This is a genomic window from Bradyrhizobium sp. sGM-13, assembly GCF_018398875.1.
GTDB lineage: Bacteria > Pseudomonadota > Alphaproteobacteria > Rhizobiales > Xanthobacteraceae > Bradyrhizobium.
Window position 1 is genome coordinate 36,903 of the sequence record NZ_JAGWDK010000020.1, and the last position, 25,274, is coordinate 62,176.

Consider the following 25,274-nt stretch of genomic DNA (forward strand, 5'->3'; position numbering starts at 1 on the left):
TTCAATTCCATGAACTTAACCCCGATCCGCCAGCAATGTTCGCGGATCGTGCGGCAATAAACAACCATCGGAGGAAAGTGCGTATGCTCGGATTGATGCAAGACTGGCCTTTGCTTTGCCATCGGATTATCGAACACGCGGCGAAGTATCACGGCACGCAAGAGGTCGTCACGCGGTCGGTCGAAGGTCCCATTCATCGCACCAATTACGCCAAAATTCATGCACGCGCGCTGAAAGTATCGCAGCGGCTCGACCGCGACGGCATCAAGCTCGGTGACCGTGTCGCCACCATCGCCTGGAACACCTGGCGCCATCTCGAGTGCTGGTATGGCATCATGGGAATCGGCGCGATTTGCCACACCGTCAATCCGCGGCTGTTCCCGGACCAGATCGCCTGGATCATCAACCACGCGCAGGACCGCGTGGTGATCACCGATACCACCTTCGTGCCGATCCTGGAAAAGATCGCGGCCAACCTGCCGAGCGTCGAGCGCTACATCGTGCTGACCGACAAGGTGCATATGCCGCAGACCACGCTGAAAAACGCGATCGCCTATGAGCATTGGATCGCGGAAGCGGACGGCAAGTTCACGTGGAAGGACTTTGACGAGAATACCGCGGCCGCGATGTGCTACACTTCGGGCACCACCGGCGACCCCAAAGGCGTGTTGTATTCGCATCGCTCCAACGTGCTGCACGGGCTGATGGCCAACAACGTCGACGCGCTCGGCACCAGCGCCGCCGAGACCATGCTGCCGGTGGTGCCGTTGTTCCATGCCAATAGCTGGGGCATCGCATTCTCCGCGCCTTCGATGGGCACCAAGCTCGTGATGCCCGGCGCCAAGCTCGACGGTGCCTCGGTCTATGAACTGCTGGATACCGAGAAAGTCACCCATACCGCCGGCGTGCCGACGGTGTGGCTGATGCTGCTGAACCACATGTCGGCCAACAATCTGAAGCTGCCCCACCTGAAGAGCGTGGTGTGCGGCGGCTCGGCGATGCCGCGCTCGATGATCAAGTCGTTCGTCGACATGGGCGTGCGTGTGCGCCACGCCTGGGGCATGACCGAGATGAGCCCGATCGGCACCGTAGCCGCGCTGAAGCCGCCGTTTGCCGAACTCACCGGCGAGGAGCGGCTCGACATCCTGCAGACCCAGGGCTACCCGCCGTTCGGCGTCGAGATGAAGATCACCGACGATGCCGGCAAGGAACTGCCGTGGGACGGCAAGACCTTCGGCCGCCTCAAAGTGAGCGGGCCCGCGGTCGCCAAGGCCTATTTCAAGGTCGATACCGACATCCTCGACGAGGATGGCTATTTCGACACCGGCGACGTCGCCACCATCGACCAGCATGGCTACATGCGGATCACCGACCGCTCCAAGGACGTCATCAAGTCCGGCGGCGAATGGATCTCGTCGATCGACCTCGAAAACCTCGCGGTCGGCCATCCCGCGGTCGCGGAAGCCGCTGTCATCGGCGTCTACCATCCCAAATGGGACGAACGTCCGCTGCTGATCGTGCAACTCAAGGCCGGCCAGCAGGCAAGCCGCGAGGACATCCTGAAATTCATGGATGGCAAGATCGCGAAATGGTGGATGCCCGACGACGTCGTCTTTGTCGACGGCATCCCGCACACCGCAACCGGCAAGATCCTGAAGACCGCGCTGCGCGAGCAGTTCAAGAGCTACCGCTTCCCGAACGCGGCGGCGTGACGCGAAGCCTGGGCTCGATTCAAAGAGGTCGCCTTCCGGCAAAGCGGGGGCGGCCTCTTCCTAAGAAATCTTACTCAAGCGGCGTGCAGCACGCCCGCCCAAGATCAGCGCGAGAGCGCCAAGGCGTCGAGCCGTCGCTGCGCGTCGGGTTCGCCCCATTCCTTTGCCCGCTGATACCAGATGCGGGCCTGCGCGACGTCCGCCAGCGGGCCATCGGCGCCCATCTGCCTGAGCCGCGCCGGATCGTAGGTCGAGCCGACGAGCAGCGCCGCGCGCGCATCCTGCGCTTCCGCTCCACGCATCAGCACCAGCCGCGCCGACTGCACATCACCGGCGGCGAGCAGGTCCTGCCCGCGTTTGATCAGGGCAGCGATTTCCTTCGGATCGAGGCTTCGCACGACTTCCGCCTGCTGCCGCACGGCCGGCATCGGCGGCGCGGCTGCGGCCATGGCGACCGGCGGCGGCGGTGCGGCGGCCGGGGCTACAGCAACCGGCGCGGCAACGACCGGGGCTGGCGCGGCAACTGGCGGCGCAGCGACAGGGGCCCTTGGCACGGGCGCCCAGGTCAGTCGCGTGGAGGTGCCGGTGAGCGCCACACCGTTGCTGTCACGCAGCTCCGCGGTCACCAGCATCTGGCCGGTGAAGCCATCCGGCGGAATGACCGAAACGCCGGAAATCTCCGTCGCCGACACGCGCCATTCGCTCGGACCGACACGCTTGCCGGATGTGAGCCGGGCGCCGGCACTAACTCCATTGATGGATACGTAGGCGTCGGGCGGCGGAGAGCCGACGTGGATTCCGAGCGGCACGGGATCGTTGGTGAACCCGCTGCCGTCCTGTACGGCCAAGGTCGCCGTACGCCTCGCTGGCTGCGGCTGCGGCGCCGGAAGCACCGACGATTTCACCGACTGCCAGGCGGCCGAAAGCGACACGTTATCCTGGTTGGCCGAGCGCTGCGACGACGGAATGGCCATGACGAGCAGCATCGCGATGCTCGCCGCGATCGCCACGGCGATCGAGAAACGGATGACCTGCTGGAACAGCGCGCGGCGTCCCGACAGGTCGCGGAGCACGGATGGCGCTTCGACCGGCGCCGTCTCCCTCGCCTCCTGCATGGCCTGGGCCACGGCTTTGGTGAACATTTCGGAATCCTGGCGGCGCGCAGGCTTGCTGAAGGGCTGCAAGGGCGGTCCTTCCGTTGGCATTCGCGGACGCCAGCCGTCGTCGTTCTGCATCAGCATCGTGCCCGGTTGATCGCTGCTCGTCCGTTCCCTCTGCTCACGCGGCGCATAATATGCCGGATCGTTCGGGCCGACATATCGTTCGTGCTTTGCATCACTCATACTGAACACTCGCCCTCATGGGGCCTTCCGCCAGCCCCGCGGACGTATGCCGATTGCACCCTATGCGATCCTAGAACTCCGGGGGCACAACCGCAATTTTTTTGCGACTCCGCCCGCAACAAGAACCAAGAGTTGAGATCATCCTGCAGCGCTTCCGGCTGACGCCCGCCGTTCCCCCTTTGGCTGGCGTTCGCCGGCGTCCCGTGCAGGACAGTCCCGTGTTGCGGCAAATACGACAACCCAGCGGCGAGAGGTAGACGAAAATTGGACCAACTTCAATGTACAACTAATAATCAATTTACAGGGATGGTTACCCATAAGGTTGCTGCACGCAGCGCATTTGCCCGACTAGAAGCGGGATGCCTTTCTTCGAATCGTCAGTCCGCTCTACCTCTTTGATTTGAGCATGATCTTTCCGGTACCCACTTTTCCGGATCATGCTCTAGTATTGCCTGCAAACTTGAAATTCGCGCCACGCCGTGGTCTCAAGCTTGCGAGTTTGCAGCCGGCCCCACCAGCCACACAGATTTCAGAAACCCGGCAGATTCACCGATGGCCCGAAGGTTTTCCTCTCCTTACCAGTCGGAGCCCGTGTCCAGCCTCGCTACCTGGTCGCGCAACCTCGCCATCTTCGCCGTGGTCGCGGTGGTGGTGTCGATCATCATCGTCCGCTTCGGCTTCCTGGAGGTAAAACCCGCGCTGGCGACGTTCTTCGGCGCGCTCGGTCTGGCCGTGCTTTCTATCCTGGTGGGCCTCGCCGCCTTTGCCGCGATCTGGCAGAACGGCTCGCGCGGCATGGGCCGGATCGTGCTGGCGTTCCTGATCAGCGCCCTTCTGCTCGCCTACCCGGCCTACCTCGCTCTGCAATACCGCAAGCTGCCACCCATCCACGACATCACCACCGATCCGATCGATCCGCCGCGCTTTGAGGCGCTGGCGCGGCTGCGCAGCGGCGAAGGCGCCAACTCCGCGGTCTATGCCGGGCTCTATTCGGCCGAGCAGCAGCGGATCGCCTATCCCGACATCGAGACCGTGGAACTCGAAGTGCCTCCGCAGCGGGCCTATGAGGTGACGCTGGCGCTGGTCAACAAGCGCAAATGGCTCGTAATCGACGAACGGCCGCCGCAGCCGCCGCGCCGCATCGCCCGCATCGAGGCCGTGGCGCGAACGCCGATCATGGGATTCCGCGAGGACATCTCGATCCGCATCACGCCCGACGGCGACGACTCGCGCGTCGATATCCGCTCCTCCTCGCGCTATTTCGAAAGTGACCTCGGCAGCAACGCCGCCCGCATCTCAAAACTGATCGAGGACATCAACGCCGCCGTCGATAACGCCAAGCCGGCGGCGCCGAAGAAGCCGCAGACGCCGGCCAAGGCGCAGGCGAAAAATGTGAAGAAGTGACGCGCGAAAGCGCGTCATTCCGGGATGGTGCGTTAGCACCAGACCTCAGGGGTGCAATTGCACCCTGGGGAATCTCGAGATTCTCAGGTGCGCAAGTGCGCACCATAGTTCGTGCTTCGCACGCCCCGGAATGACGGTTACGCCAGCCGGTACGTCCCGCCGATCACCGGATCGCCATCGGTCGCGACGATCCCGCGGGCGACCAGGTCTTCCAGATGCGCCAGCACGGAATAGCCGGCGGCATTCGTCAGCCGCGGGTCGATGCCGATATAGATCGCGCGCACCATGGTCGGGATGTCGGCCTCGCCCTTGGCAAGCCGATGCAGGATCGAGGCTTCGCGGGCCTGGCGGTGCCGGGTCAGGAAACGGACGTAACGCGGCCCTTCCGGAATTTCCGGCCCGTGGCCTGAAAAATACAGATCCTCCTCGCGAGCTTCCAGCCGCGCCAGCGAGGCCATGTAGTCGCTCATCGATCCGTCCGGCGGTGCGACGATCGAGGTCGACCAGCCCATCACGTGGTCGCCGACGAAATTGATCTTTCGCTCGGGCCAGGCGAACGCCAGATGATTGGCCGTGTGGCCGGGGGTTGCGACCGCTTCCAGCGCCCAGCCCTGCCCTTCGACGACGTCGCCGTCCTTGACTTGGATATCGGGCCGGAAATCGCGGTCGGCGCCGGATTCCGGATTGTGCTTTTCGCTCTCGAAGCGTGGCCGCGAGGCGCGGTGCGGCCCCTCGGCATAAACGGGCGCGCCGGTGGCCGCCTTGATCCGCGCGGTGTTCGGCGAATGGTCGCGGTGGGTGTGGGTGACGAGAATATGCGTCACCGTCTCACCGCGCACGGCGTCGAGCAACGCCTTGGCATGCGCATCATCATCGGGACCGGGATCGATGATCGCGACATTGCCCTTGCCTACGATGTAGCTGACCGTGCCGGTGAAGGTGAACGGGCTCGGATTGTTGCAGAGGATACGCCGCACGCCCGGCCGCGGCTCATCGACGACGCCAGGCTTCAGCGGAAAATCGCGATTGAACGGGATGTCGTCGTTGTCGGCCATGGGGAGTTCCTACCATCACTCCCGTCATACCCCGCGAAGGCGGGGTATCCAGTAATCACTGACGTTCGAGAAGAAACGAATCGCCGCAGCGTACTGGATCGCCCGCCTTCGCGGGCGATGACGGCATAATGTGGGGCTACTTCTGCGCGCCCCTCACATTTTACGAAAACGCCTGAATCCCCGTGATTGCCCGGCCCAGGATCAGGGCGTGGACGTCGTGGGTGCCTTCATAGGTGTTCACGGTTTCCAGGTTCGCGGTATGGCGCATCACGTGGTACTCGATCTGGATGCCATTGCCGCCGTGCATGTCACGCGAGACGCGGGCGATGTCGAGCGCCTTGCCGCAATTGTTGCGCTTGACGATCGAGATCATTTCCGGCGCCATCTTGCCCTCGTCCATCAGGCGACCGACCCGCAATGAGGCCTGAAGGCCGAGCGCAATCTCGGTTTCCATGTCGGCGAGCTTCTTCTGCACGAGCTGCGTTGCCGCTAGCGGCCGGTTGAACTGCTTGCGGTCGAGCGTGTATTGGCGCGCGCGGTGCATGCAGTCTTCCGCCGCACCCATTGCGCCCCAGGAGATGCCGTAGCGGGCGCGGTTGAGGCAGCCGAACGGTCCCTTCAGGCCCGATACGTTGGGCAGCAGCGCACTCTCCGGCACCACCACGCCGTCCATCACGATCTCACCGGTGATCGAGGCGCGTAGGGACAGCTTGCCGCCGATCTTCGGCGCCGACAGGCCCTTCATGCCCTTCTCGAGAATGAAGCCGCGGATCTGGTTGTCATGCGCGGCCGACTTGGCCCAGACGACGAAGACGTCGGCGATCGGGGCGTTGGAAATCCACATCTTGCTGCCGCTGATGCGATAGCCGTCCGACACCTTCTCGGCGCGGGTCTTCATGCCGCCGGGATCGGAGCCGGCATCCGGCTCGGTCAGGCCGAAGCAGCCGACCCACTCGCCGGTGGCAAGCTTCGGCAGGTATTTCTTGCGCTGGTTCTCTTCGCCATAGGCGTAGATCGGGTACATCACCAGCGACGACTGCACCGAGTTCATCGAGCGATAGCCGGAATCGACCCGCTCGATCTCGCGCGCCACCAGGCCATAGGCGACGTAGCTCGCGTTCGCGCAGCCATATTCTTCCGGCAGCGTGACACCGATCAGGCCGAGCTCGCCCATCTCGTTGAAGATCTCGCGGTCGGTCTTCTCTTCCAGATATGCATTGATGACGCGCGGCAACAGCTTGTCCTGCGCATAGGCACGCGCGGTGTCGCGGATCATGCGTTCGTCTTCGGTGAGCTGGTCGTCGAGCAGGAACGGATCGTCCCACTGGAAGGAAGCCGCCTCCGGCTTGTCCTTGGCTTGAGGGCGCACGCTCATGAAAATCCCTTTCGCATCACTGTCCTCATGGAAATTGTCAACAAATTAATGCGCTATCGGCAGAAGCGCAAATGGATTGGGTGACGTCTCTCACCTGTCATTCCGGGATGCGCGAAGCGCAGACCCGGAATCTCGAGATTCTCAGGGAGCAAGGGCGCCCCATAGTTCGCGCTATCGCGCGCCCCGGAATAACGACTACTCCAACTTTTCGTTGGAAACGATCTCGATGCCGAAACCGGATAATCCCTTGTAGTCGTGCACCGACGAGGTGAGATTGACGATCGAGGTGATGCCGAGATCGCGCAGGATCTGGGCACCAACGCCGACTTCGCGCCATTGCCGGTGCCGGTCCGCCTCTGCTGTTTTCTGTTCGCCGACCGGCTCGACGGGAACTCCGGCCGCGCCGTCGCGCAAGTAAACCAGCACGCCGCGGCCGGCCTTCTTGAAATGGTCCAGCACGATCTGCATCCGCGCCTGGCCGGTGAAGAGATCCTTGACGATATTGGGCTTGTGCAAGCGTGTCAGCACGTTCTTGCCGTCGCCGATGCCGTTATAGACGAAGGCAGCATGCGCGATCTCATCGAAGGGCGAGCGATAGGCATAGCCCTGCAGCGGACCGATCGGGCTGTCGGTGGTAAACGTTGCGACCCGCTCGATCAACTTTTCGCGCGCCTGACGGTAGGCGATCATGTCAGCGATTGTGACGTGCTTGAGCTTGTGAGCGGCGGCGAATTTCGTCACCTGCTCGCCCTTCATCACGGTGCCGTCGTCGTTCATCAATTCAGAGATGACGCCGACCGGCGGCAGGCCCGAAAGCTTGCAGAGATCGACCGCCGCTTCGGTATGGCCGGAGCGCAGCAGCACGCCACCGTCGCGGGCGATCAGCGGAAAGATGTGACCGGGCCGGGCAAAATCATTGGCGCCGGCGTTGGGATTGGCGAGCGCGCGGCAGCAGGAGGCGCGCTCCTCCGCCGAAATGCCGGTGCCGCCATCGGGCTTGTAGTCGATCGAGACGGTAAAAGCGGTGGTGTGATTGGACTCGTTATGCGCCACCATCGGATCGAGCCGCAGCCGCCTGGCGTCGTCGGTGGTGATCGGCGCGCAGACGATGCCGGAGGTGTGGCGGATAATGAATGCCATCTTCTCCGCGGTGCAGAGCGAAGCCGCAACGATCAGATCGCCCTCGCCCTCGCGATCATCATCGTCGGTGACGACGACGAGTTCGCCTTTGGCAAAGGCTTGCAGAACTTCCTGGATGCTATCGGCCATTTCTCAAAATCTCGCCAAATCTAGCTAGCTTCAGCCAGTGCATTAGCCGGACTCCATTGCCGGCGCCAGCGTCAATACGCAGGGCAGAACCTCGCCGGCGGGCGCGAGGCGGCCATGCTGCGGCGGTGCTGAAGCGGGATAAATTGTCGACGATTTCCGCCCGGTGGCATCGGCCGGTTTCGTCCCGATCAGGCGTAGATATGCCGCCTTGCCGGAGAAGTCAGCCCGCGGCGCCCGTCTTTTGCCGCTAGCATGCTGATTTTTGTTTAGATCGATTTGGCCGCAGACGCGCTTCAACTCTCCCGCTTGCGGGGTCGAGACGAGCGAAGCTCGCTCTTAGGTCGGCGCGAAGCGCCGGGTGGGGGCTCTTTCCACTCAGGCAGTGTCGCCCGCGGAGACACCCCCGCCCCAAACCCTCCCCCGCAAGCGGGAGAGGGAGCGCACCTTATTCGTGGTCGCAGTCAAACCTAATGTTGTCAGGCTCTACGGCAGCACCTCGCGGCGCTCGCTGAGCAGCGCATCGGTCTCGGCGCGCTTGTCCTCCAGGAGCCCGGCCTGGGCGGCTTCGATCACCTTGTAGAGTTCGTGGGCGTCGCTGAGCCGCGTCACCGTCACGTAGTCGGCGCCGGCCTCGTAGAGGTCGTTGACGTTGGCCAGGATCTCCGCGGTGGCGACGATTTTGGCGGTCGGGTTGAGCGAGCGGACGTGCCGGACCAGCTTTTCGTTGTCGGCGCCCTTCAACAACGAATCCGGGATGCTGAGGATGATCAGCTCGGCCTTGCCGACGCCGGCATGCACCAGCGTATCGACGTTGCTGATGTCGCCATACACCACGTGCATGCCGCGGTCCGTCAAGGTCCTAAACACCAGCGGATTGAAGTCGATCACCGTGATCTGCTCCAGCGCCGCCGGATTGAGGCGCTCGATCTCGGCAACCAGGGCGCTGGCGGCGCGGAAGAACCCGAGAATGACAATCCGGCGCGCCTCCCCGTGCCCGCCCTCGTGCCCTCCGTCGGCCTCATGCTTGTGATCGAGATCGCGCAAGCCGATCCGCTTCAGCGGACCGATCAGGCCGCGCGTGACCTGGTCGCTGCGGCCCATGACGAAGGTGCTCAGGACCGCCAGCACCACGAAGGCGAACGACGCCGCGCTCGACGTTTCCGGGCTGATATGGTGTGCCAGCACGCCGGTCTGGATCACGACCAGCGAGAATTCCGAAATCTGCGCCAGGTTGATCGCCGGCAACAGGCTCGCGCGCAGTCCCTGCTTCATCAGATAAAGCGGCGTGAACGTCGTCACCATGCGGCTGACGACGGTGAACGCCGCGATCGCGAGCGCCAGCCCGATCACCGACGCACCGGGGATCGGGATGGTCATGCCGAGCGAGACGAAGAACAGCGTGATGAAGAAGTCGCGCAGCGTCGTCACCTTGGCGGTGACGTCGAGCGCATAGGGGAATGTCGACAGCGATACGCCAGCGACGAGCGAGCCCATCTCGCGTGACAGGTGCAGCCGCTCCGCGATCTCGCCGATCAGGAAACACCAGGCCAATGCGCCGAGCAGGATCAGCTCGGGCCGGCGCGCGATCTGGTGGAACAGCCACGGCAGCACATAGCGGCTGAGCACCAGCGCGGTCGCTACCAGCACGCCGACCCGGGCGATCGACAAGAGGATCACGCTCACTTGCAGATTGTCGAGGCTCGGCTGCACCGCCAGGAACAGGATCGCGAAGACGTCCTGCAGCACCAGCACACCGAGCGTAATCCGCCCGGGCAGCGTGTCGAGCTCGCGCTTCTCGTACAGCACCTTGACGATGATGACCGTGCTCGACAGCGCGCAGGCGATGCAGAGATAGAGCGCGTCGAAATGCCCGCTCCCCATCGACAGGCCGATCCCGATAAAGAACAATATTCCGAGCAGGACGCCGCCGACCAATTGCCCGCCCGCGGCAAACAGAATCACCTTGCCGGCGCGCACGATCTTCTTCAGGTCGATTTCCAGCCCGATCATGAATAACATGAAGATCAGGCCGAGCTCGGAGATGACGGTGATCGAATCCTGCGACTCGATCCACTTCATGCCGAATGGACCAATGACGAACCCGGCGATAAGGTAGGCCAAAATCAATGGCTGCCGAGAAAAATGTGCCAGCAGGCCGAGCCCCCAGGCGAACAGGATGCATAAGGTGATGTCGCGAATAAGCTCGTGCATGGTTCCGGATTTCCCCCTTTTGCAACCTAGAGGTCTCGGCGCAAGGGTCAAACAAGCAATGTGTCACAGCCATAGAATGGGGGCTTTTCTCGCGATTCTGGCCGTGTTGTCGATCCCTTACGCCCTCACCGCCAGCGCCCGGACCGCAGGCGGAATCGAACAGAATTTCGCAACCTCCCGCCCCCTGATCCCCGAGCGGATCGCCTATTTCGACACATCAGGCAAGATGGCGGGGAGCTACCTCAAGTCCCCGATTGCGTTAAAACCCCTCGCGACCGTAGAGGTCTTCATCGCCGCAAACGACGTGAGCGGCGAAACGAGAGCCAATTCCGTGGTCGACTGGGCGGCCACGGGCGAGATCGCCGAGCCCACGGTCGAGGCGCTGATGGTCGGCGGCCTCGGCGCCGTTCATCATGCGTTCATCAGACAGGCCGATCAGGATCGTCGGCAAGAAGGCTGAACGACGACGAGATAGAGAGCCGACCTATTGGCCCTCTCAACAAGAAACAAGATGGAGTGAACATTCATGTCTACCGCTTCCTTTGATTTTGCGTCCTTGCTGCCCGCCGGATTGCCGGCGCCGGCAGCGCGGTGGACCGGCCTTGCCAGATACAGCTTTGTCGGTGGCAACAATGATCCCGAGCAGGTTCCGGTCGATGGCCTGATCGACGCCGTCAATACCGTACTCCGGCGCGAAGGCAAGACGCTCGCGACCTACGGCCTCGCCAGCGGCCCGCAGGGCTATCGCCCCTTGCGCGAATTCCTCAGCGCGAAACTCAAGCGCGACGCCGGCATTGCCTGCATTGCCGACGATATCATGATCGTCTCCGGTTCGCTGCAGGCGCTCGATCTCGTCAATCAAACCTTGCTGGCGCGCGGAGACACCGTACTGGTCGAGCAGGAGACCTATCAGGGCGCGCTGACCCGGCTGACGCGGCTCGGTGTCAAGGCGATCGGCATCCCTCTCGATGAGCAGGGCATGCGGATGGATGCGCTGGCGGCAGCCCTTGCCGACCACAAAAGCCGCGGCATCACGCCGAAATATATCTATACCATCCCGACCGTGCAGAATCCGACCGGCAGCATCCTGCCGGAGACGCGGCGCGCCGAGATGCTGAAGCTGTCGCAGCAATATGGCGTCCCGATTTTCGAGGACGATTGCTACGCCGATCTGATATGGAGCGGCGAGCGGCCGCCCGCGATCTACGCCATGAGCAAGCATGGCGGCGTCATCCACATCGGCTCGTTCTCGAAGTCGATCGCGCCGGCGCTGCGGGTCGGCTTCATCGTGGCACCCTGGGAGATGATGTCGCGGATGCTGGCGCTGAAGACCGACGCCGGAAGCGGCGCGCTGGAGCAGATGGTGCTGGCCGAGTATTGCGCGCCGCATTTTTCGACCCATGTGCCGAAGCTGACGCGCGGCCTGCGCGCCAAGCTCGACACGCTGATGGAAGCGCTCAGCGAGCAGTTCGGCACCTCGGCCGAATTCGAGGAGCCCGAGGGCGGCATCTTCCTGTGGGTGAAGCTGCCCGACAATGTCGACACGCTAAAACTCTATCAGGCCGCGCTTGTCGCCGGCGTCGCCATCAACCCGGGGCCTGAATGGTCGACCGACAAGGCCTATGCCGGCAGCCGGCTGCGGCTGTGCTTCGCCAGTCCCTCGCATGAACAGATCCGCGAAGGCGTCGCCGTGCTCGCCGAAGTCTGCCGCAAGGAGTTCGGCGTGCCGGCACGGATCGCGAATGTGGAGAAGCGGGCGCGGAGTTGAGCCGGGTCCGCTGTCCTATTCAGCCTTGATCCCGGCCTCGGTGATCAGCTTGCCCCGTTTCACGCTTTCGCTCTGGATGAATTTTGCAAAAGCCTCGGGCGAGGTGGGCGCGGGTTCGGCGCCGAGAGCGCGGATTTTCTCGATCGCCGCGGGGTCGCTCAACGCCTTCACGAAGGCGGCATTCAGCGTTTTGATTACGTCGGGCGGCGTGCCGGCGGGCGCGACGATGCCGAACCAGCCGACGGATTCGAATCCGGAGAGGCCCTGCTCCGCCAGCGTCGGAACATCGGGCAGGAAGGCCACGCGTTTCGCGGCAGAGACTCCGAGCGCCTTCAACTTGCCGTCGCCGATCAACTGCTTGGATGCAGGGATATCCAGCACGGCCAGCGGGACGTGGCCGGCAAGAACATCCGTCGTCGCCGGCGCGGTGCCGCGATAGGCGATCAACTGAATTCCGACACCGGCCTTCTGGTTGAACAAGGCCGAGGTCAGGTGCATCGCCGTGCCGTTGCCGCCATGGCCGATCGACAGACCCGCCGCTTGAGCCTTGGTCTTGTCCTTGGCCTTGGCAATGACATCGGCGACAGAGGCAATGGCCGATTGTTGCGAAGACACCAGCACGAACGGGATTTCCGCCAGCAAGGTGACCGGCGCCAGATCCTTGATCGGATCGAACGCCATCGCCGCGCGGTTGAGATGGGGGTTGACGGTCAGCACGCCGGCTGCGGCCACGCCGAGCGTGTAGCCATCAGGCGCTGCCTGCGCCACCGCGCCGATCCCGATATTGCCGCCCGCGCCCGCCCTGTTCTCGATGACGATGGGCTGACGCAGCGTTTCCGATAATAACGGCTGCAGGGCGCGGATGACGATATCGGCGCTGCCGCCAGGCGGAAACGTCACGATGATCTTGATGGGTTGATCGGGATATGCGTTTGCTGCTTCAATCGCCGACAGCGACAGCGACAAAGCAACAACAAGGGCGCGGATCATGCCTTGCCGGATCGACGGAAACATTGAGGGTCCCCCGATGATCTCTGTGGCGCTCAGTAATGCATGATCGTCCCAACGCAGCAAGCGACAAGGCGGCAAGTGACATGGTGAAGACCAGCGTTCTCGTGGTCGGCGGCGGTCCGGTTGGTCTCACCTTGGCAATGGACCTCGCATCGCGGGGAATATCCGTCACTGTCGTGGAAACACGCGCCGCCGGCGAGCCGCCGAGCGTGAAATGCAACCACGTCTCGTCGCGCTCGATGGAGATTTTTCGCAGGCTCGGCCTAGCGCAGAAGCTCCGCGACGCCGGATTGCCGGCCGACTATCCGAACGATTGCTCTTACCGCACCGCGGCAACCGGCATCGAGCTCTCGCGTATCCTCATTCCCTGCCGGCGCGATCGCTATACCGCCACCGGCGGGCCAGACACCGGTTGGCCGACGGCCGAGCCGCCGCACCGCATCAATCAGATCTATATGGAACCCGTGCTGTTCGCCCACGCCGCCGCCATCGACGGGCTGCAGATTCTGAACCGCACCGCATTCGAGGATTTCAGCGAAGTCGATGAGGGCATCGTTGCAACCGTCCGCAACCTCGATACCGGAGCCGCCCTTCAGATTCACGCCGATTTCATCGTTGGCTGCGACGGGGCGCGGTCGCTGGTTCGCAAGGCGATCGACGTCAACCTGCAGGGAACGCCGATCATCCAGCGCGTGCAGTCGACCTACATCCGCGCGCCCGCCCTGCTCGGCCTGATGGATCGGCCCGCCTGGATGACGCTGTCGCTCAATCCGCGGCGCTGTGGCACGGTTGTCACGATCGACGGCCGCGAGAAGTGGCTGATCCACAATCACCTCAATCGCGAGGATGAGACTTTCGAATCCGTCGATCGCGATGCTTCGATCCGCGCCATCCTCGGCGTCGGCGCCGATTTCGAATACGAGATTCTGAGCAAGGAGGACTGGGTCGGCCGCCGCCTCGTCGCCGACCGGTTTCGCAAGGGCCGCGCGTTCATCTGTGGCGATGCCGCCCATCTGTGGATGCCCTACGCCGGGTACGGCATGAATGCCGGGATCGCGGACGCGACCAACCTCGCCTGGCTGCTCGCCGCCTATCTGCAGGGATGGGCCGACGTCGCCATCCTCGATGCCTATGAGGCCGAGCGCCTGCCCATCACCGAACAAGTGTCGCGCTTTGCGATGGAGATGGCAGGCAAGGTCTTGAGCCAGCGCCGCACTGTCCCTGATGAAATCGAGCAGCCGGGGCCGGAGGGCGATGCTGTCCGCAAGCAGGTCGGGCAAGCGGCTTATGACCTGAACGTGCAGCAATATTGCTGTGCCGGCCTCAACTTCGGGTATTTCTACGATCGCTCGCCGATCATCGCCTATGACGGCGCCGAGCATCCGGGCTTTACGATGGCGGACTTCACGCCGTCCTCGATACCGGGCTGCCGGCTTCCGTTTACGAAATTGCCGGACGGGCGGGTGGTCTATGATGCGCTGGGGCCGGGCTACACGCTTTTGCGCTACGATCCGGGTGTTGTGGTTGCGCCCTTGGCCGATGCTATGCGCGCCAATGGCGTCCCGTTTGAAATCGTCGATGTACCCGGCGACCAAGCGCCGCCGCCCGGCGGCCACAAACTCATCCTTGCGCGCACCGACCAGCACGTCGCCTGGCGGGGCGATGCTATCCCCGATGATCCCGCGCCACTCGTCAACAAGTTGATCGGCCGAAGCCTCACCCCCAGCCCGGATTGATTCCCTGATGACGGAGGCGCGCTCCCAGCATCGCCTAGGCATTGCCCTGGTCGTCGCCGCCGCCATCGCCTGGAGCACGGCGCCGCTCTTTACAAGGCTGCTTCCCTACGACTCCTGGACCATCCTGTTCTGGCGCGGATTGTTCGGCGGCGGCCTGATCATGTTGTTGATGGTGCTGTTGCAAGGGCGTGCCGGCCTGCGAGATTTGGCCAGGATGGACAAGAACGGCTGGCTTGTCGCATCGTTTTCGACATTGGCGATGATCGCCTTCATCCCTTCGCTGCAGCTCACGAACGTATCCAATGTAGCCATCATCATCGCGACCGGTCCCTTCCTCGCGGCGGGGCTGGCCTGGATATGGCTGCGGGAAATCCCGCAACTGCGAACCATGCTCGCAAGTATCGTGGCACTCTGCGGCGTCATGATCATCGTCGGTAACGCACGCGCCGGTTCCGACATTCTCGGGATCGCCCTCGCCTGCTTCATGGCGCTGGCGATCGCTGCGATGACAGTCATGGTACGGCGGCACAGGAATACATCGATGGTCGCCGCGGCGGCGATGTCGAACATGCTGGGCAGCGTTATCAGCATTCCCTTCGCCCACGGAATAGCTGCAATAACGTGGTTCGACCTGTTTATTCTCGCAATGTTCGGATGCTTTCAGGTCGCCCTCGGCCTCACGCTGTTTTTCCTGGGTTCGCGGCTGCTGCCTTCCGGGCAAGCCGCCCTGATCTCCACGCTAGAGACGCCGCTGATGCCGTTCTGGATATGGGTGGGATTCGGCGAGGTGCCCACACTGCGGGTCCTCGCTGGCGGCGCTCTGGTGATGGGCGCCGTCATTGCCGACATCGTCGGCGATATCCGCGCGCAGCGGCCCTCAAAATGAATGGGCGGCGGCTCACCGCACGGCGAACGGCGCCTGATAGGGGCGGCCGAACGGCACGCCGTTGATCACGGTCTGCACGGGCTTGAGCAACAGCTTGCCCTCGCGCTTGTTATTGCGGGTGTCGACGAACGAGGTCTGCGCCTCCACCAGATCCAGGATGGCGACGTCGCCGGGTGCGCCGATCTGCAGCGTGCCGATCTTGGGCGCGCGGTTGATGATTTTCGCCGGCGTCGAAGTCGCTGCCGCCACCACCTGCTCTAATGTGAGGCCGAGCGCGATGAACTTGCTCATTACATTCGGCAAATACGGCATGCCCGGCGAGTTGCCGGAGTAGACGTGGATATCGGAGGAAATCGTATCCGGCATGCAGCCGCCGGGAAGCGCGACCTCCGCCACCGTGAAATCGAAGCTGCCGCCACCATGACCGACATCGAACATCACGCCGCGCTGCTTGGCTGAGAGCGCTGCCGGCAGCAGCTTGCCGTCCTGCACGATGTTGGTGAAGACGCCGCCGATGTTCGGCGCGCCGGAATAGGCGTGCGTCAGCACATCGCCCGGCCGCATCAGGTCGAGAGTCTCCGACATCAGCTCCTTGGTCTCGACGCCGCCGATATGCACCATCATCTTGGCCGGCCAGCCGCACATCTCGCAGGCCTTGATGCCGCGCTTCAGCGGCTCCAACCCGTGCCTGGCGATCACGTTCTCCGACATCCTGACCTTCACGCCGAGCAGGAAGTCTGGATTTTCCGCCAGCGCCATCGCGCAGGCATCGACTTGCGCGTAATCGATGTTGTAGAGCTCGGCGACCGGGAAACCGGACAATCCGTTGTTGGCGATGTGCACGAAGGCATAAATTCGCGCCCGCGATTGCGCCACGATGTAACGCCGCAGCGCCGCGAGATTGTTGACGCCGGCATCGCCTGCCGACACCACCGTGGTGGTGGCCTGCGCCTGCACCAGCTCGTCGGCGGGAATGCCGATCGCCGAACCGTAGGGGTAGACGTGCGAATGCAGATCGATCAGGCCGGGTGTCACCAGCTTGCCTGAGGCATCGATGGTCTTGGCGGCGCGCGCGCCCGGAATCTCGTTCTCGACGGCCTCGATCGTGCCCCAGCGGATACCGATATCGCGCTTGCCCTTGAGCGACTGGCTCGGATCGAGCACATCGCCGCCCTTGATCACGAGGTCGAACTTGTCATTCGGCCCCATCGCGCCATAGGCGCTTCCGGACATCGCGGCGACCGCGGCCGATCCGGTCAGGCTCAGGAAATGACGGCGTGAAAGCCCGCTCATGGCAGCCTCCCCAATTTGATTGCTATGGCGCGATGATGCGCCCGCTCCCAGCCTTCCGCAAGCAAGAGTAAAGCCTGCCCATTCTCGTCCCACGCTGGATTGAAGCGCGGCGCTGCCGGTTTCCGGTGGGCGCTTGCTGTATCGACGTTCGCAGCTTTGCCTCTCGCGGCGCACGCATGCGCGACGGCCACAACAAGAGAAGCGATCGGACGATGATCGATTCGGGCTGCATCACACACGCGTCTGAACACGCGTTCAGAATTCTCTTCAATTTCCGCGGGAACGTTCTGCAAAATTTGATGTTCTATCCTCGCTCAATTGAGGAGGATCGGATGAAGAAGCTTGGATACGTCATCGCCGCACTCGGCGCGCTCGTCATTGCGGCGCCGTCGATTGCGGGCGCCGAGACCGTCGTGATCAAGAAGCGCGGCTACCACGTAGGACACCATCACCACCATCACGGCGCGCGTGCCGAATTCAGGCGACATCGCGGCTGGCATCGCGGACACCATCATGGCCACAGGACCGTGGTCATCAAGAAGAAGTATCGTTACTGACGCCTCGGATCGCATCGCGCGTTCGGTCCGGATGCCCCAAACGAAAAATGGCCCCTCGCGGGGCCATTCTCTTTGTTTTGCGTGTCGCTGCGTTCGAAAAATCTCAGCTATAGATCTCGAACAGGCCGGCGCCGCCCTGGCCGCCGCCGATGCACATCGTGACGACGCCCCACTTGGCCTTGCGCCGGCGGCCTTCCTGCAGGATGTGGCCGGTGAGACGCGCACCGGTCATGCCGAAGGGGTGGCCGATCGCGATCGAGCCACCGTTGACGTTGTACTTCTCCGGATCGATGCCGAGCTTGTCGCGGGAATAGAGACACTGGCTGGCGAAGGCTTCGTTGAGCTCCCAGAGATCGATGTCGTCGATCTTCAGGCCATGGCGCTTCAGAAGTTTTGGCACGGCGTAGATCGGGCCGATGCCCATCTCGTCCGGCTCGCAGCCCGCCGCCGCCCAGGCGACGAAGCGGCCCATCGGGTTGAGACCGCGCTTCTCGGCATCCTTGGCTTCCATCAGAACGACCGCCGCCGCGCCATCCGAAAGCTGGCTGGCGTTGCCGGCGGTGACGTACTTGCCCGGGCCCTTGACCGGCTCGAGCTTGCCAAGGCCTTCCATCGTCGTGTCGGGACGATTGCACTCGTCGCGGTCGACGGTGTAGTCGACGATGCTCTCCGCCTTGGTCTGCTTGTCGACCACCTTCATCTTGGTCTTCATCGGGACGATTTCGTCCTTGAACTTGTTGGCCTGCTGGGCGGCGGCCATGCGGCGCTGCGATTCCAGCGAGTACTCGTCCTGATATTCACGGCTGAGCTTGTAGCGCTCGGCAACGATATCGGCGGTATCGATCATCGCCATGAAGATATCGGGCGCGACCTTGAGCAGGTCCGGATCGATCGATTCCTTGGGCGAGCCGCCGCCGGGGATCGAGATGCTCTCGACGCCGCCGGCCACGATGCAGTCGGCACCGTCAGAGCGGATCGAGTTGGCGGCCATCGCGATGGTCTGCAGGCCGGAGGAGCAGAAGCGGTTCACCGAGACGCCGGCGGTCGACTTCGGCAATCCCGCGAGCAGCGCGGCCTGGCGGCCGATATTCGGCGCGCCATGCGCGCAATTGCCCAGATAGCAGTCCTCGACATATTCCTTGTCGACGCCGGCGCGCTCGACGGCGTGCTTGATGGCGTGAGCCGCCATCGACATCGGCGGGGTGATGTTGAACCCGCCGCGGCCGGACTTCGCCAGCCCCGTACGTGCATAGGAAACGATGACAGCTTCACGCATTTGAAAGACCTCCCTTTGATTGCGATCCAGTATGGACTGGAGCCGCGGCAGTGTGTAGCGAAAACCCGAATTCCGGCGGGCGGAACAGAATGAACCGCAGGCCGTCTCAAGGCCGGGATTTGCACACTGCCTGTCCGTCGGCAAGGGCGCGTTTGGCTTCCCGCCGCGTTAAGCCGACGCGCGACGCTCCAGCTATTTCACTAAGCGAAATTGACCTCTGGAGATCGCCGCGCGAAAGGCAATCAGGACCCAGTCAGGGGTGCGATGGTAAGGGCGTTCGCCGCCGCGCTCGAGGGGTGATCATCGCCCTCTCCGTGCAAATCGTGGTCGGCTTCTATCTGCCGGTGCGCCCCTAACAACGCCGCCTCAGATATGCTGCGCCATGATCCGGCCGGGCCGCGCATCCGGGCGGGGCTCGATATCGACCGACCACAGGTCGCGGTCGTCGACGTCCTTCAATGTCACGGTCATGACTCCGGTCTTGCCGTCGATATCGACGCGGCCGAAAAACTGTAGGCCGAAACAGGGAGCGAGATTCTCGCCGTCGCACCCCTTCTCGAACATCGCTTTCGGGCCGAACGTATTGTCGAGCGGGGCCGGCGCCCAGGTGCCCGCATGCAGCGGGCCGGAGACGAACTCCCAGAACGGCTCGAAATCCTGATAGATCGCGCGGCTCGGATCGTAGTAGTGCGCGGCCGTGTAATGCATATCGGCGGTCAGCCACACAATGTTGCGGATGCCGGCGCGCTTCATGAACGACAGCAAATCGGCGATCTCATGCTCGCGCCGCTCCGGCGGGCCGTCGCCGAGCGCAATCGCGTCCTCGCTGACTAGGCCGATCGGCATGTCGGCCGCGATCACCTTCCAGGTGGCGTCTGAAGCCACCAGTTCGCGCTTCAGCCAGGCCAGTTGCGCCGCGCCGAGGATGCAGGTGTCGCTGTGGTCGTCGCGCCGGTTCAAAGTGGAATCGCGGTAACTGCGCATGTCGATCATGAAGACATCGAGCAGCGGGCCGTAGGCGATCTTGCGATAGATGCGGCCGTCTTCCTGTGCGGGTGCCGCCCGCATCGGCATGAATTCATGGAACGCGCGGCGCCCCCGGGTCACCAGATGCGAGCTGCCGTCCTCGGCATGGCCGCTCGCGTCGGCGGTGCCGATCGGCGCCCAGTCGTTGGTGACCTCGTGATCGTCCCATTGCGCGAACAAGGGCACGGCAGCATGGAAGGCGCGAAAATTTTGATCGAGCCAGTTGTATTTGTAGTTGCCGCGGAACTGCGCGAGGGTTTGGGCGACGACAGACTTTTCCTCGGTAACGAGGTTTCGCCAGACCCCGCCGTCGGGCAGCTTCAGTTCCCGCTCCACCGGGCAGTCCGCATAGATGTGGTCGCCGCAATGGATGAAGAAGTCCGGGCGGTTGTCGAGCATGGTGCGGTAAGTCCGCATGCCGCCGCGGCTTTCGTCGATGCCCCAGCCCTGCCCCGTCGTATCGCCCGACCAGGCGAACGACACCGAGCTGCGCGCCGTGGGCGCGGTGCGGAAGTGCCCGAGCTGCGTCTCGCCGGCGATCCCCGGCTCGCTTTCAAACCGCACGCGATAGAAAATATCCTGCCCCGGCGGCAATCCATCGAGCAGAACCTTCGAAGTGAAATCGGCATCCGGCAACGCATTGGCAGAAGCCGTGCCAATGATGGTCTTGAAATCTTCGCTGGCCGAACATTCGACCTGCATCCGCGCCGCCCGGTCGGCGCGCGCCCAGACCACGGCGGAATTGGCCGAGACATCGCCCGATTGAATGCCGCTGGTAATGAGCGGCCGATCCGCGACGCGGCTGAGGGAGGGTCTGGCGAGGCCACCGAAACCAGCGACGGCGAATGTTGCGGCGGAGCGTACCAGCCATTGACGTCGCGTCAGAGCGGGCTTGGCGCGAATCGCAATCGGCATCGAACACCCCTCGTCGAATCACGACGAAGGTGTGCCTGTTGAGTTTGACTCGCGGCTGAAGCTTTTACGACAGGTCGATGACGCGGCAGAATCGTAGGATGGGTAGAGCGACTTGTCCGCCGTAGCTCAACGAGCGAAGGCGGAAGCAAAACCCATCAATCCCAACGCGGAGGCATGATGGGTATCGCTTCGCTCCACCCATCCTACAAATGAATTACCGCTGCCAGTCGCAGATGCCGCCGGACTTGCACGGCCAGGTCTGGATCCGCGTGTCGCGGGCCTGGGCGTCGAGCGGATTGGTATGGCGGCGCGCCTGCTTGGTGCTGACAGCAGCGCGCGGCTTCTGCACGCGCTCCTGCACGACACGAGTCCTGGGTGCAGCGGCCTTGGGTGCAGCAGTTTTGGGCACAGCAGTCTTGGGTGCAGCAGCAACCTTTGGCGCAGCCCCCTTGGGCACGACCACGCGCTCCGTCTTCACCGGCTTGCGATCGGTTCTGGCCTCGATCCGGACCGGGGCGAATCGCGTCTCCGGGCCGAGTCGCTTCGGTGAGAGCAGGGCTTGGGAAGGATCGAGGCTGAAGAGTTCGCCCGCGCGATACTCGTCTGCCAGCGCGGCGCTGCCTGACATCAGGAGCCCCGTGTAAAGTGCTGCGGCAATAGCGCTTTTCAGGACCATTGCAGCCTCGTGAAATCAACCCAAAGAATCAAGAACGGCCGACATGTAGGGAGCCGGCCGGACAATTCCAGCCGGGTTACCGGTGACTGAGCCGGGCTGTGAAAGACTTCACGTGCCGGATGAACAGCCCCTATTCGGCCGCCTGCGCCACCGGCAGGCCGATCGCCGCTTCCAGCCGCGTGCACTCCGCACGGTATTTCGCGACATTGGCTTCCTTGACATGGCCATAGCCGCGAACGAGTTCCGCTGATTTCGCCAGCGCCACCAGACGCGGCCAGTCATGCAACTTGGCCCTATCGAGATGGCGGAAGATCATCGCGGAATATTCGCCCGGTAAGGCCCGCTCTATCCGCCGCTCGGCCGTATAGCCGAACGGATCGAATGCAGTGCCGCGCAGGAACTTGAAGCGGGTCAGGATGTCGAAGGCGCGGAATATCCAGGAGCCGAATTCGCGCTTGCGCAAATGCCCGGTCAGTCCATCGCGGGATACCAGCAGCGGCGGCGCAAGGCTCACCTTGACGCCCGGGGCATCGTCGAACTGCTCTTTCAGCGCCTTTGCAAACTCGCCATCGGAATAAAGCCGAGCGACCTCGTATTCGTCCTTGTAGGCCATCAGCTTGAACAAGCCCTTGGCGAAAGCCTCGGTCAGTTCATGCGAGCCCGGCGCGGCCTTGGCTTCCGCGGCGCGGACGCGCTCGACGTCGGCGAGGTATCGCTTCGAGTAGGCCTCATTCTGATAGTCCGTCAGGAACTTGGCACGGAACGCGATGCTTTCGTCGAGCGTGCGGCGGACCGGCGCCGCGCCCGAACTCTTGAAGCGGGCGGCGCTGACGACGCGCGGCAGATCGTGCGCCGCCAGCCGGCCCCAGGAGAACGCGAGCTTGTTCATCTCGATCGCCGCGCCATTGAGGTCGATTGCCTTCATGATCGCTTCCAGCGACAGCGGGATTGCGCCGCGCTGGAATGCAAAGCCGAGCATGAAGGCGTTGGTGGCGATGCTGTCGCCCATCAGCGCGGTGGCAAGCCCGGTGGCATCGAGAATGTCGAGGTCGGAGGCGCTGACCGCCTCATTCAGCGCCTCCCGCATCGTTCCCGCTTCGAAATCGATGTCGGGATTGATGACGAAGCTCGCGGTCGGCAGCAGGTCGGCATTGACGATCGCCCGCGTCACGCCGCGCTCGGCCCGGCTCAGCGCGGGAATGCTGGTGGCGACCACGATGTCGCAGCCGAGGATGAGATTGGCGCCGCCGGGGGCGATGCGGACGGTCGAGAGATCGTCGGCCTGCGGCGCGATCCGGACATGGCTCATCACGGCGCCGTTCTTCTGCGATAGCCCTGTGAAGTCGAGCGTCGAGCACGCCCTGCCCTCGACATGGGCTGCCATGCCGAGCAGCGCACCGATGGTGATGACGCCGGTGCCGCCGATGCCGGTGACGAGAATGTTGTAGGCGCCATCGAGCGCGGGTGTGGCGGGCGTCGGCAGATCGGCAAACAGCGCCGAGGGATCAGCCGCCGCGCGGTCGGCTTTCCGCAAGCGTCCGCCATGCACCGTGACAAAGCTCGGGCAAAAGCCCTCGATGCAGGAAAAGTCCTTGTTGCAGTTCGACTGGTCGATCCGTCGCTTGCGGCCGAACTCGGTTTCCAGCGGCTGCACCGAGACGCAGTTCGAAACGGAAGAGCAGTCGCCGCAGCCTTCGCAGACGCGCTCGTTGATGAAGACGCGCTTCGGCGGATCCGGATAGAGCCCGCGCTTGCGGCGGCGGCGCTTTTCCGCCGCGCAGGTCTGGTCATAGATCAGGACCGTGAGGCCTTTGACCTCGCGCAGTTCCTTCTGCACGGCGTCGAGTTCGCGGCGGTGGTGAACAGTCGCGCCTGCAGGAAAATAGTTGCTGGGATATTTCTCGGGATCGTCGGAGACGATGGCAAGCCGCTTGGCGCCCTCCGCCGAAACCTGGTGCGCGATCTGCGATACCGAGAGCCCGCCTTCGGCCGGCTGGCCGCCGGTCATCGCGACCGCATCATTATAGAGAACCTTGTAGGTGATATTGACGCCGGCGGCGGCCGCCGCGCGGATCGCGAGCAGGCCGGAATGGGTGTAGGTGCCATCGCCCAAATTCTGAAACACATGTGGTTCGCTGGTGAACGGCGCCTGCCCGATCCAGGTGACACCCTCCGCGCCCATATGCGAGATCGTTTGCGTCCGGCGGTTCGGCACCGACAGCGCCATGCCGTGACAGCCAATGCCGGCCATCGCGCGGCTGCCCTCGGGGATCTTGGTCGAGGTGTTGTGTGGACAGCCCGAGCAAAAATACGGTGTCCGCTGCAGCTTTGCGGCGCCGACGCCGTCCGCGGGACGGTCGAACGACTCGAGTTTTGCCAGACGCTGCTCAAGCGCCGGGCTGCGATGACCGAGTTTTCGCAACCGCGCCACGATGGCCGCCGCCACCATGGTCGGCGTTATCTCGCCTTCGCTCGGCAACAGCATGGCGCCGCTCTCGTCGCGCTTGCCAACCACCGAAGGGCGCTTCGCGGCGTCCATGTTGTAGAGAATGCGGACAAGCTGGTCCTCGATAAAGCCGCGCTTCTCTTCGACCACGAGCACGTCCTGCAGGCCTTCCGCAAAGGCCCGCGCGCCGGATTCCTCCAGCGGCCAGGTCAGCGCGACCTTGTAGATGCGCAAGCCCAGCGCCTGCGCTTCCACATCGGTAATGCCGAGATCGGCCAGCGCCTGGCGGAGATCGAGGTAGGCTTTGCCGGTCGCCATGATGCCGAGCCGTGCCGGCTTTGAATCCAGCACGATGCGGTCGAAGCGATTGACGCGCGCGAACGCGGCGACCGCCTGCATCTTCGGGCCGTGCAAGCGCCGCTCCTGCTCCATCGGCGCATCGGGCCAGCGGATCGAAAGCCCGCCCGGTGGCATCTCAAAATCGTCGGGCGTGATGATCTTGATGCGGTCGGGATCGCTGACGATCGAGGCCGAGCTTTCGACCGTCTCGGAAATCGCCTTGAACCCGACCCAGCAGCCGGAATAGCGCGACAGCGCAAAGCCCAAAATGCCGAGATCGAGATAATCCTGCAGCGTGGCCGGGTTGACCACCGGCATCAGCGCTGCCGCGAACACCTGCTCGCTCTGGTGGGCGAGCGTCGAGGACTGGCAGCCATGGTCGTCGCCGGCCAGCGCAATCACGCCGCCATTCGGCGAGGTGCCGGCGGAGTTGGCATGCTTCAGCGCATCGACGGAACGGTCGACGCCGGGGCCCTTGCCATACCAGATGCCGAATACGCCATCGACCTTGGCGCCCGGGAACATGCCGACCTGCTGGCTCCCCCATACAGCGGTAGCCGCCAGATCCTCGTTGAGACCCGGTGAGAACTCGATGTCATGCTGCTTGAGGAAAGTTTTGGCGCGCCACAGCGCGTGATCGTACATGCCGAGCGGCGAGCCGCGATAGCCGGAGATGAAGCCTGCGGTGTTGAGCCCCTGTGCGCGATCGCGTTCGCGCTGCAACATGGGAAGGCGGACCAGCGCCTGCGTACCGGACAGAAAGATCCGTTTCGCATCCAGACGGTACTTGTCGTTCAGTCCCACTTCCATCAACGCCATTCGTCCGCTCCCCGTCGCACGTTCCGCCGGCTATTTGAACCGGTCTAATTGCGAACAGCATGCACCGATTTTGCTATGCGTGCCCAGCGTGAATTCATGGCCGCAGGGCATATCTCGCCCGTGGTGTGGATCGGCGGGCCTCTTGCGGGAGCCCGCC

The 25,274-nt window shown here is 63.5% G+C and carries 18 protein-coding genes; 7 read left to right on the forward strand and 11 right to left on the reverse strand.

Annotated features, from left to right (window positions below):
- Nucleotides 1–83: 83 nt before the first annotated feature.
- Nucleotides 84–1,712 carry a fatty-acid--CoA ligase gene (locus tag KJQ96_RS26410; protein ID WP_213289325.1) on the forward strand — a complete coding sequence of 543 codons (1,629 nt, stop codon included), beginning with the start codon at nt 84–86 and terminating at the stop codon, nt 1,710–1,712.
- Between the two features lie 104 nt (nt 1,713–1,816).
- Here KJQ96_RS26410 and KJQ96_RS26415 read toward each other — a convergent pair whose 3' ends face one another.
- Nucleotides 1,817–3,055 carry a hypothetical protein gene (locus KJQ96_RS26415; protein WP_249734552.1) on the reverse strand — a complete coding sequence of 413 codons (1,239 nt, stop codon included), beginning with the start codon at nt 3,053–3,055 and terminating at the stop codon, nt 1,817–1,819.
- A 552-nt stretch (nt 3,056–3,607) separates the two neighbouring features.
- Between KJQ96_RS26415 and KJQ96_RS26420 the strand changes: the two genes are divergently transcribed.
- Nucleotides 3,608–4,459: a DUF1499 domain-containing protein gene (locus tag KJQ96_RS26420; protein WP_057843390.1), complete on the forward strand. Its 852-nt coding sequence runs from the start codon at nt 3,608–3,610 to the stop codon at nt 4,457–4,459.
- A 137-nt stretch (nt 4,460–4,596) separates the two neighbouring features.
- On the opposite strand, the gene KJQ96_RS26425 is transcribed toward KJQ96_RS26420, so the two are convergent.
- The 4 genes from KJQ96_RS26425 to KJQ96_RS26440 all read right to left on the reverse strand — a co-directional run bounded on the left by KJQ96_RS26425 (nt 4,597) and on the right by KJQ96_RS26440 (nt 10,369).
- On the reverse strand, nt 4,597–5,514 hold the full coding sequence (locus tag KJQ96_RS26425; protein WP_213289326.1) for an MBL fold metallo-hydrolase: 918 nt from the start codon (nt 5,512–5,514) through the stop codon (nt 4,597–4,599).
- Nucleotides 5,515–5,674: 160 nt separating this feature from the next.
- Nucleotides 5,675–6,889 carry an acyl-CoA dehydrogenase gene (locus KJQ96_RS26430; RefSeq protein ID WP_213289327.1) on the reverse strand — a complete coding sequence of 405 codons (1,215 nt, stop codon included), beginning with the start codon at nt 6,887–6,889 and terminating at the stop codon, nt 5,675–5,677.
- Nucleotides 6,890–7,084: 195 nt separating this feature from the next.
- Nucleotides 7,085–8,158 (reverse strand): 3,4-dihydroxy-2-butanone-4-phosphate synthase, encoded by a 1,074-nt coding sequence (gene ribB, locus KJQ96_RS26435; RefSeq protein ID WP_213289328.1) that lies wholly within the window; start codon nt 8,156–8,158, stop codon nt 7,085–7,087.
- A 483-nt stretch (nt 8,159–8,641) separates the two neighbouring features.
- Nucleotides 8,642–10,369: a cation:proton antiporter gene (locus KJQ96_RS26440; protein ID WP_213289329.1), complete on the reverse strand. Its 1,728-nt coding sequence runs from the start codon at nt 10,367–10,369 to the stop codon at nt 8,642–8,644.
- Nucleotides 10,370–10,445: 76 nt separating this feature from the next.
- On the opposite strand from KJQ96_RS26440, the gene KJQ96_RS26445 reads away from it, so the two are divergent.
- Together KJQ96_RS26445 and KJQ96_RS26450 are read left to right on the forward strand one after the other, a co-directional pair.
- Complete coding sequence (locus KJQ96_RS26445; protein ID WP_309142474.1) at nt 10,446–10,829, forward strand: DUF3124 domain-containing protein; 384 nt, start codon at nt 10,446–10,448, stop codon at nt 10,827–10,829.
- A gap of 66 nt (nt 10,830–10,895) precedes the next feature.
- Nucleotides 10,896–12,137 (forward strand): PLP-dependent aminotransferase family protein, encoded by a 1,242-nt coding sequence (locus KJQ96_RS26450; protein WP_213289331.1) that lies wholly within the window; start codon nt 10,896–10,898, stop codon nt 12,135–12,137.
- A 15-nt stretch (nt 12,138–12,152) separates the two neighbouring features.
- On the opposite strand, the gene KJQ96_RS26455 is transcribed toward KJQ96_RS26450, so the two are convergent.
- The gene (locus tag KJQ96_RS26455) at nt 12,153–13,151 is read right to left on the reverse strand and encodes a tripartite tricarboxylate transporter substrate binding protein (protein ID WP_213289332.1); all 999 of its coding nucleotides are present in this window, start codon (nt 13,149–13,151) and stop codon (nt 12,153–12,155) included.
- Nucleotides 13,152–13,186: 35 nt separating this feature from the next.
- Here KJQ96_RS26455 and KJQ96_RS26460 point away from each other — a divergent pair, with 35 nt between their 5' ends.
- Together KJQ96_RS26460 and KJQ96_RS26465 are read left to right on the forward strand one after the other, a co-directional pair.
- Nucleotides 13,187–14,884 carry an FAD-dependent oxidoreductase gene (locus KJQ96_RS26460; protein ID WP_249734554.1) on the forward strand — a complete coding sequence of 566 codons (1,698 nt, stop codon included), beginning with the start codon at nt 13,187–13,189 and terminating at the stop codon, nt 14,882–14,884.
- 7 nt (nt 14,885–14,891) lie between these two features.
- Complete coding sequence (locus KJQ96_RS26465; protein WP_213289333.1) at nt 14,892–15,770, forward strand: DMT family transporter; 879 nt, start codon at nt 14,892–14,894, stop codon at nt 15,768–15,770.
- Between the two features lie 12 nt (nt 15,771–15,782).
- On the opposite strand, the gene KJQ96_RS26470 is transcribed toward KJQ96_RS26465, so the two are convergent.
- Nucleotides 15,783–17,063 carry an amidohydrolase family protein gene (locus tag KJQ96_RS26470; RefSeq protein ID WP_213289334.1) on the reverse strand — a complete coding sequence of 427 codons (1,281 nt, stop codon included), beginning with the start codon at nt 17,061–17,063 and terminating at the stop codon, nt 15,783–15,785.
- Between the two features lie 332 nt (nt 17,064–17,395).
- On the opposite strand from KJQ96_RS26470, the gene KJQ96_RS26475 reads away from it, so the two are divergent.
- Nucleotides 17,396–17,620 carry a hypothetical protein gene (locus KJQ96_RS26475; RefSeq protein WP_213289335.1) on the forward strand — a complete coding sequence of 75 codons (225 nt, stop codon included), beginning with the start codon at nt 17,396–17,398 and terminating at the stop codon, nt 17,618–17,620.
- Nucleotides 17,621–17,723: 103 nt separating this feature from the next.
- Here the strand turns inward: KJQ96_RS26475 and KJQ96_RS26480 are convergent, their stop codons facing one another.
- The 4 genes from KJQ96_RS26480 to KJQ96_RS26495 all read right to left on the reverse strand — a co-directional run bounded on the left by KJQ96_RS26480 (nt 17,724) and on the right by KJQ96_RS26495 (nt 25,117).
- The gene (locus KJQ96_RS26480; RefSeq protein WP_028346836.1) at nt 17,724–18,896 is read right to left on the reverse strand and encodes an acetyl-CoA C-acyltransferase; all 1,173 of its coding nucleotides are present in this window, start codon (nt 18,894–18,896) and stop codon (nt 17,724–17,726) included.
- Nucleotides 18,897–19,262: 366 nt separating this feature from the next.
- Nucleotides 19,263–20,837: an alkaline phosphatase gene (locus tag KJQ96_RS26485; RefSeq protein WP_213289336.1), complete on the reverse strand. Its 1,575-nt coding sequence runs from the start codon at nt 20,835–20,837 to the stop codon at nt 19,263–19,265.
- Between the two features lie 214 nt (nt 20,838–21,051).
- A complete protein-coding gene (locus tag KJQ96_RS26490; protein WP_213289337.1) occupies nt 21,052–21,513 on the reverse strand; it encodes a hypothetical protein in 462 nt (153 codons plus the stop codon).
- A 130-nt stretch (nt 21,514–21,643) separates the two neighbouring features.
- The gene (locus KJQ96_RS26495) at nt 21,644–25,117 is read right to left on the reverse strand and encodes an indolepyruvate ferredoxin oxidoreductase family protein (RefSeq protein WP_213289338.1); all 3,474 of its coding nucleotides are present in this window, start codon (nt 25,115–25,117) and stop codon (nt 21,644–21,646) included.
- Nucleotides 25,118–25,274: the final 157 nt, after the last annotated feature.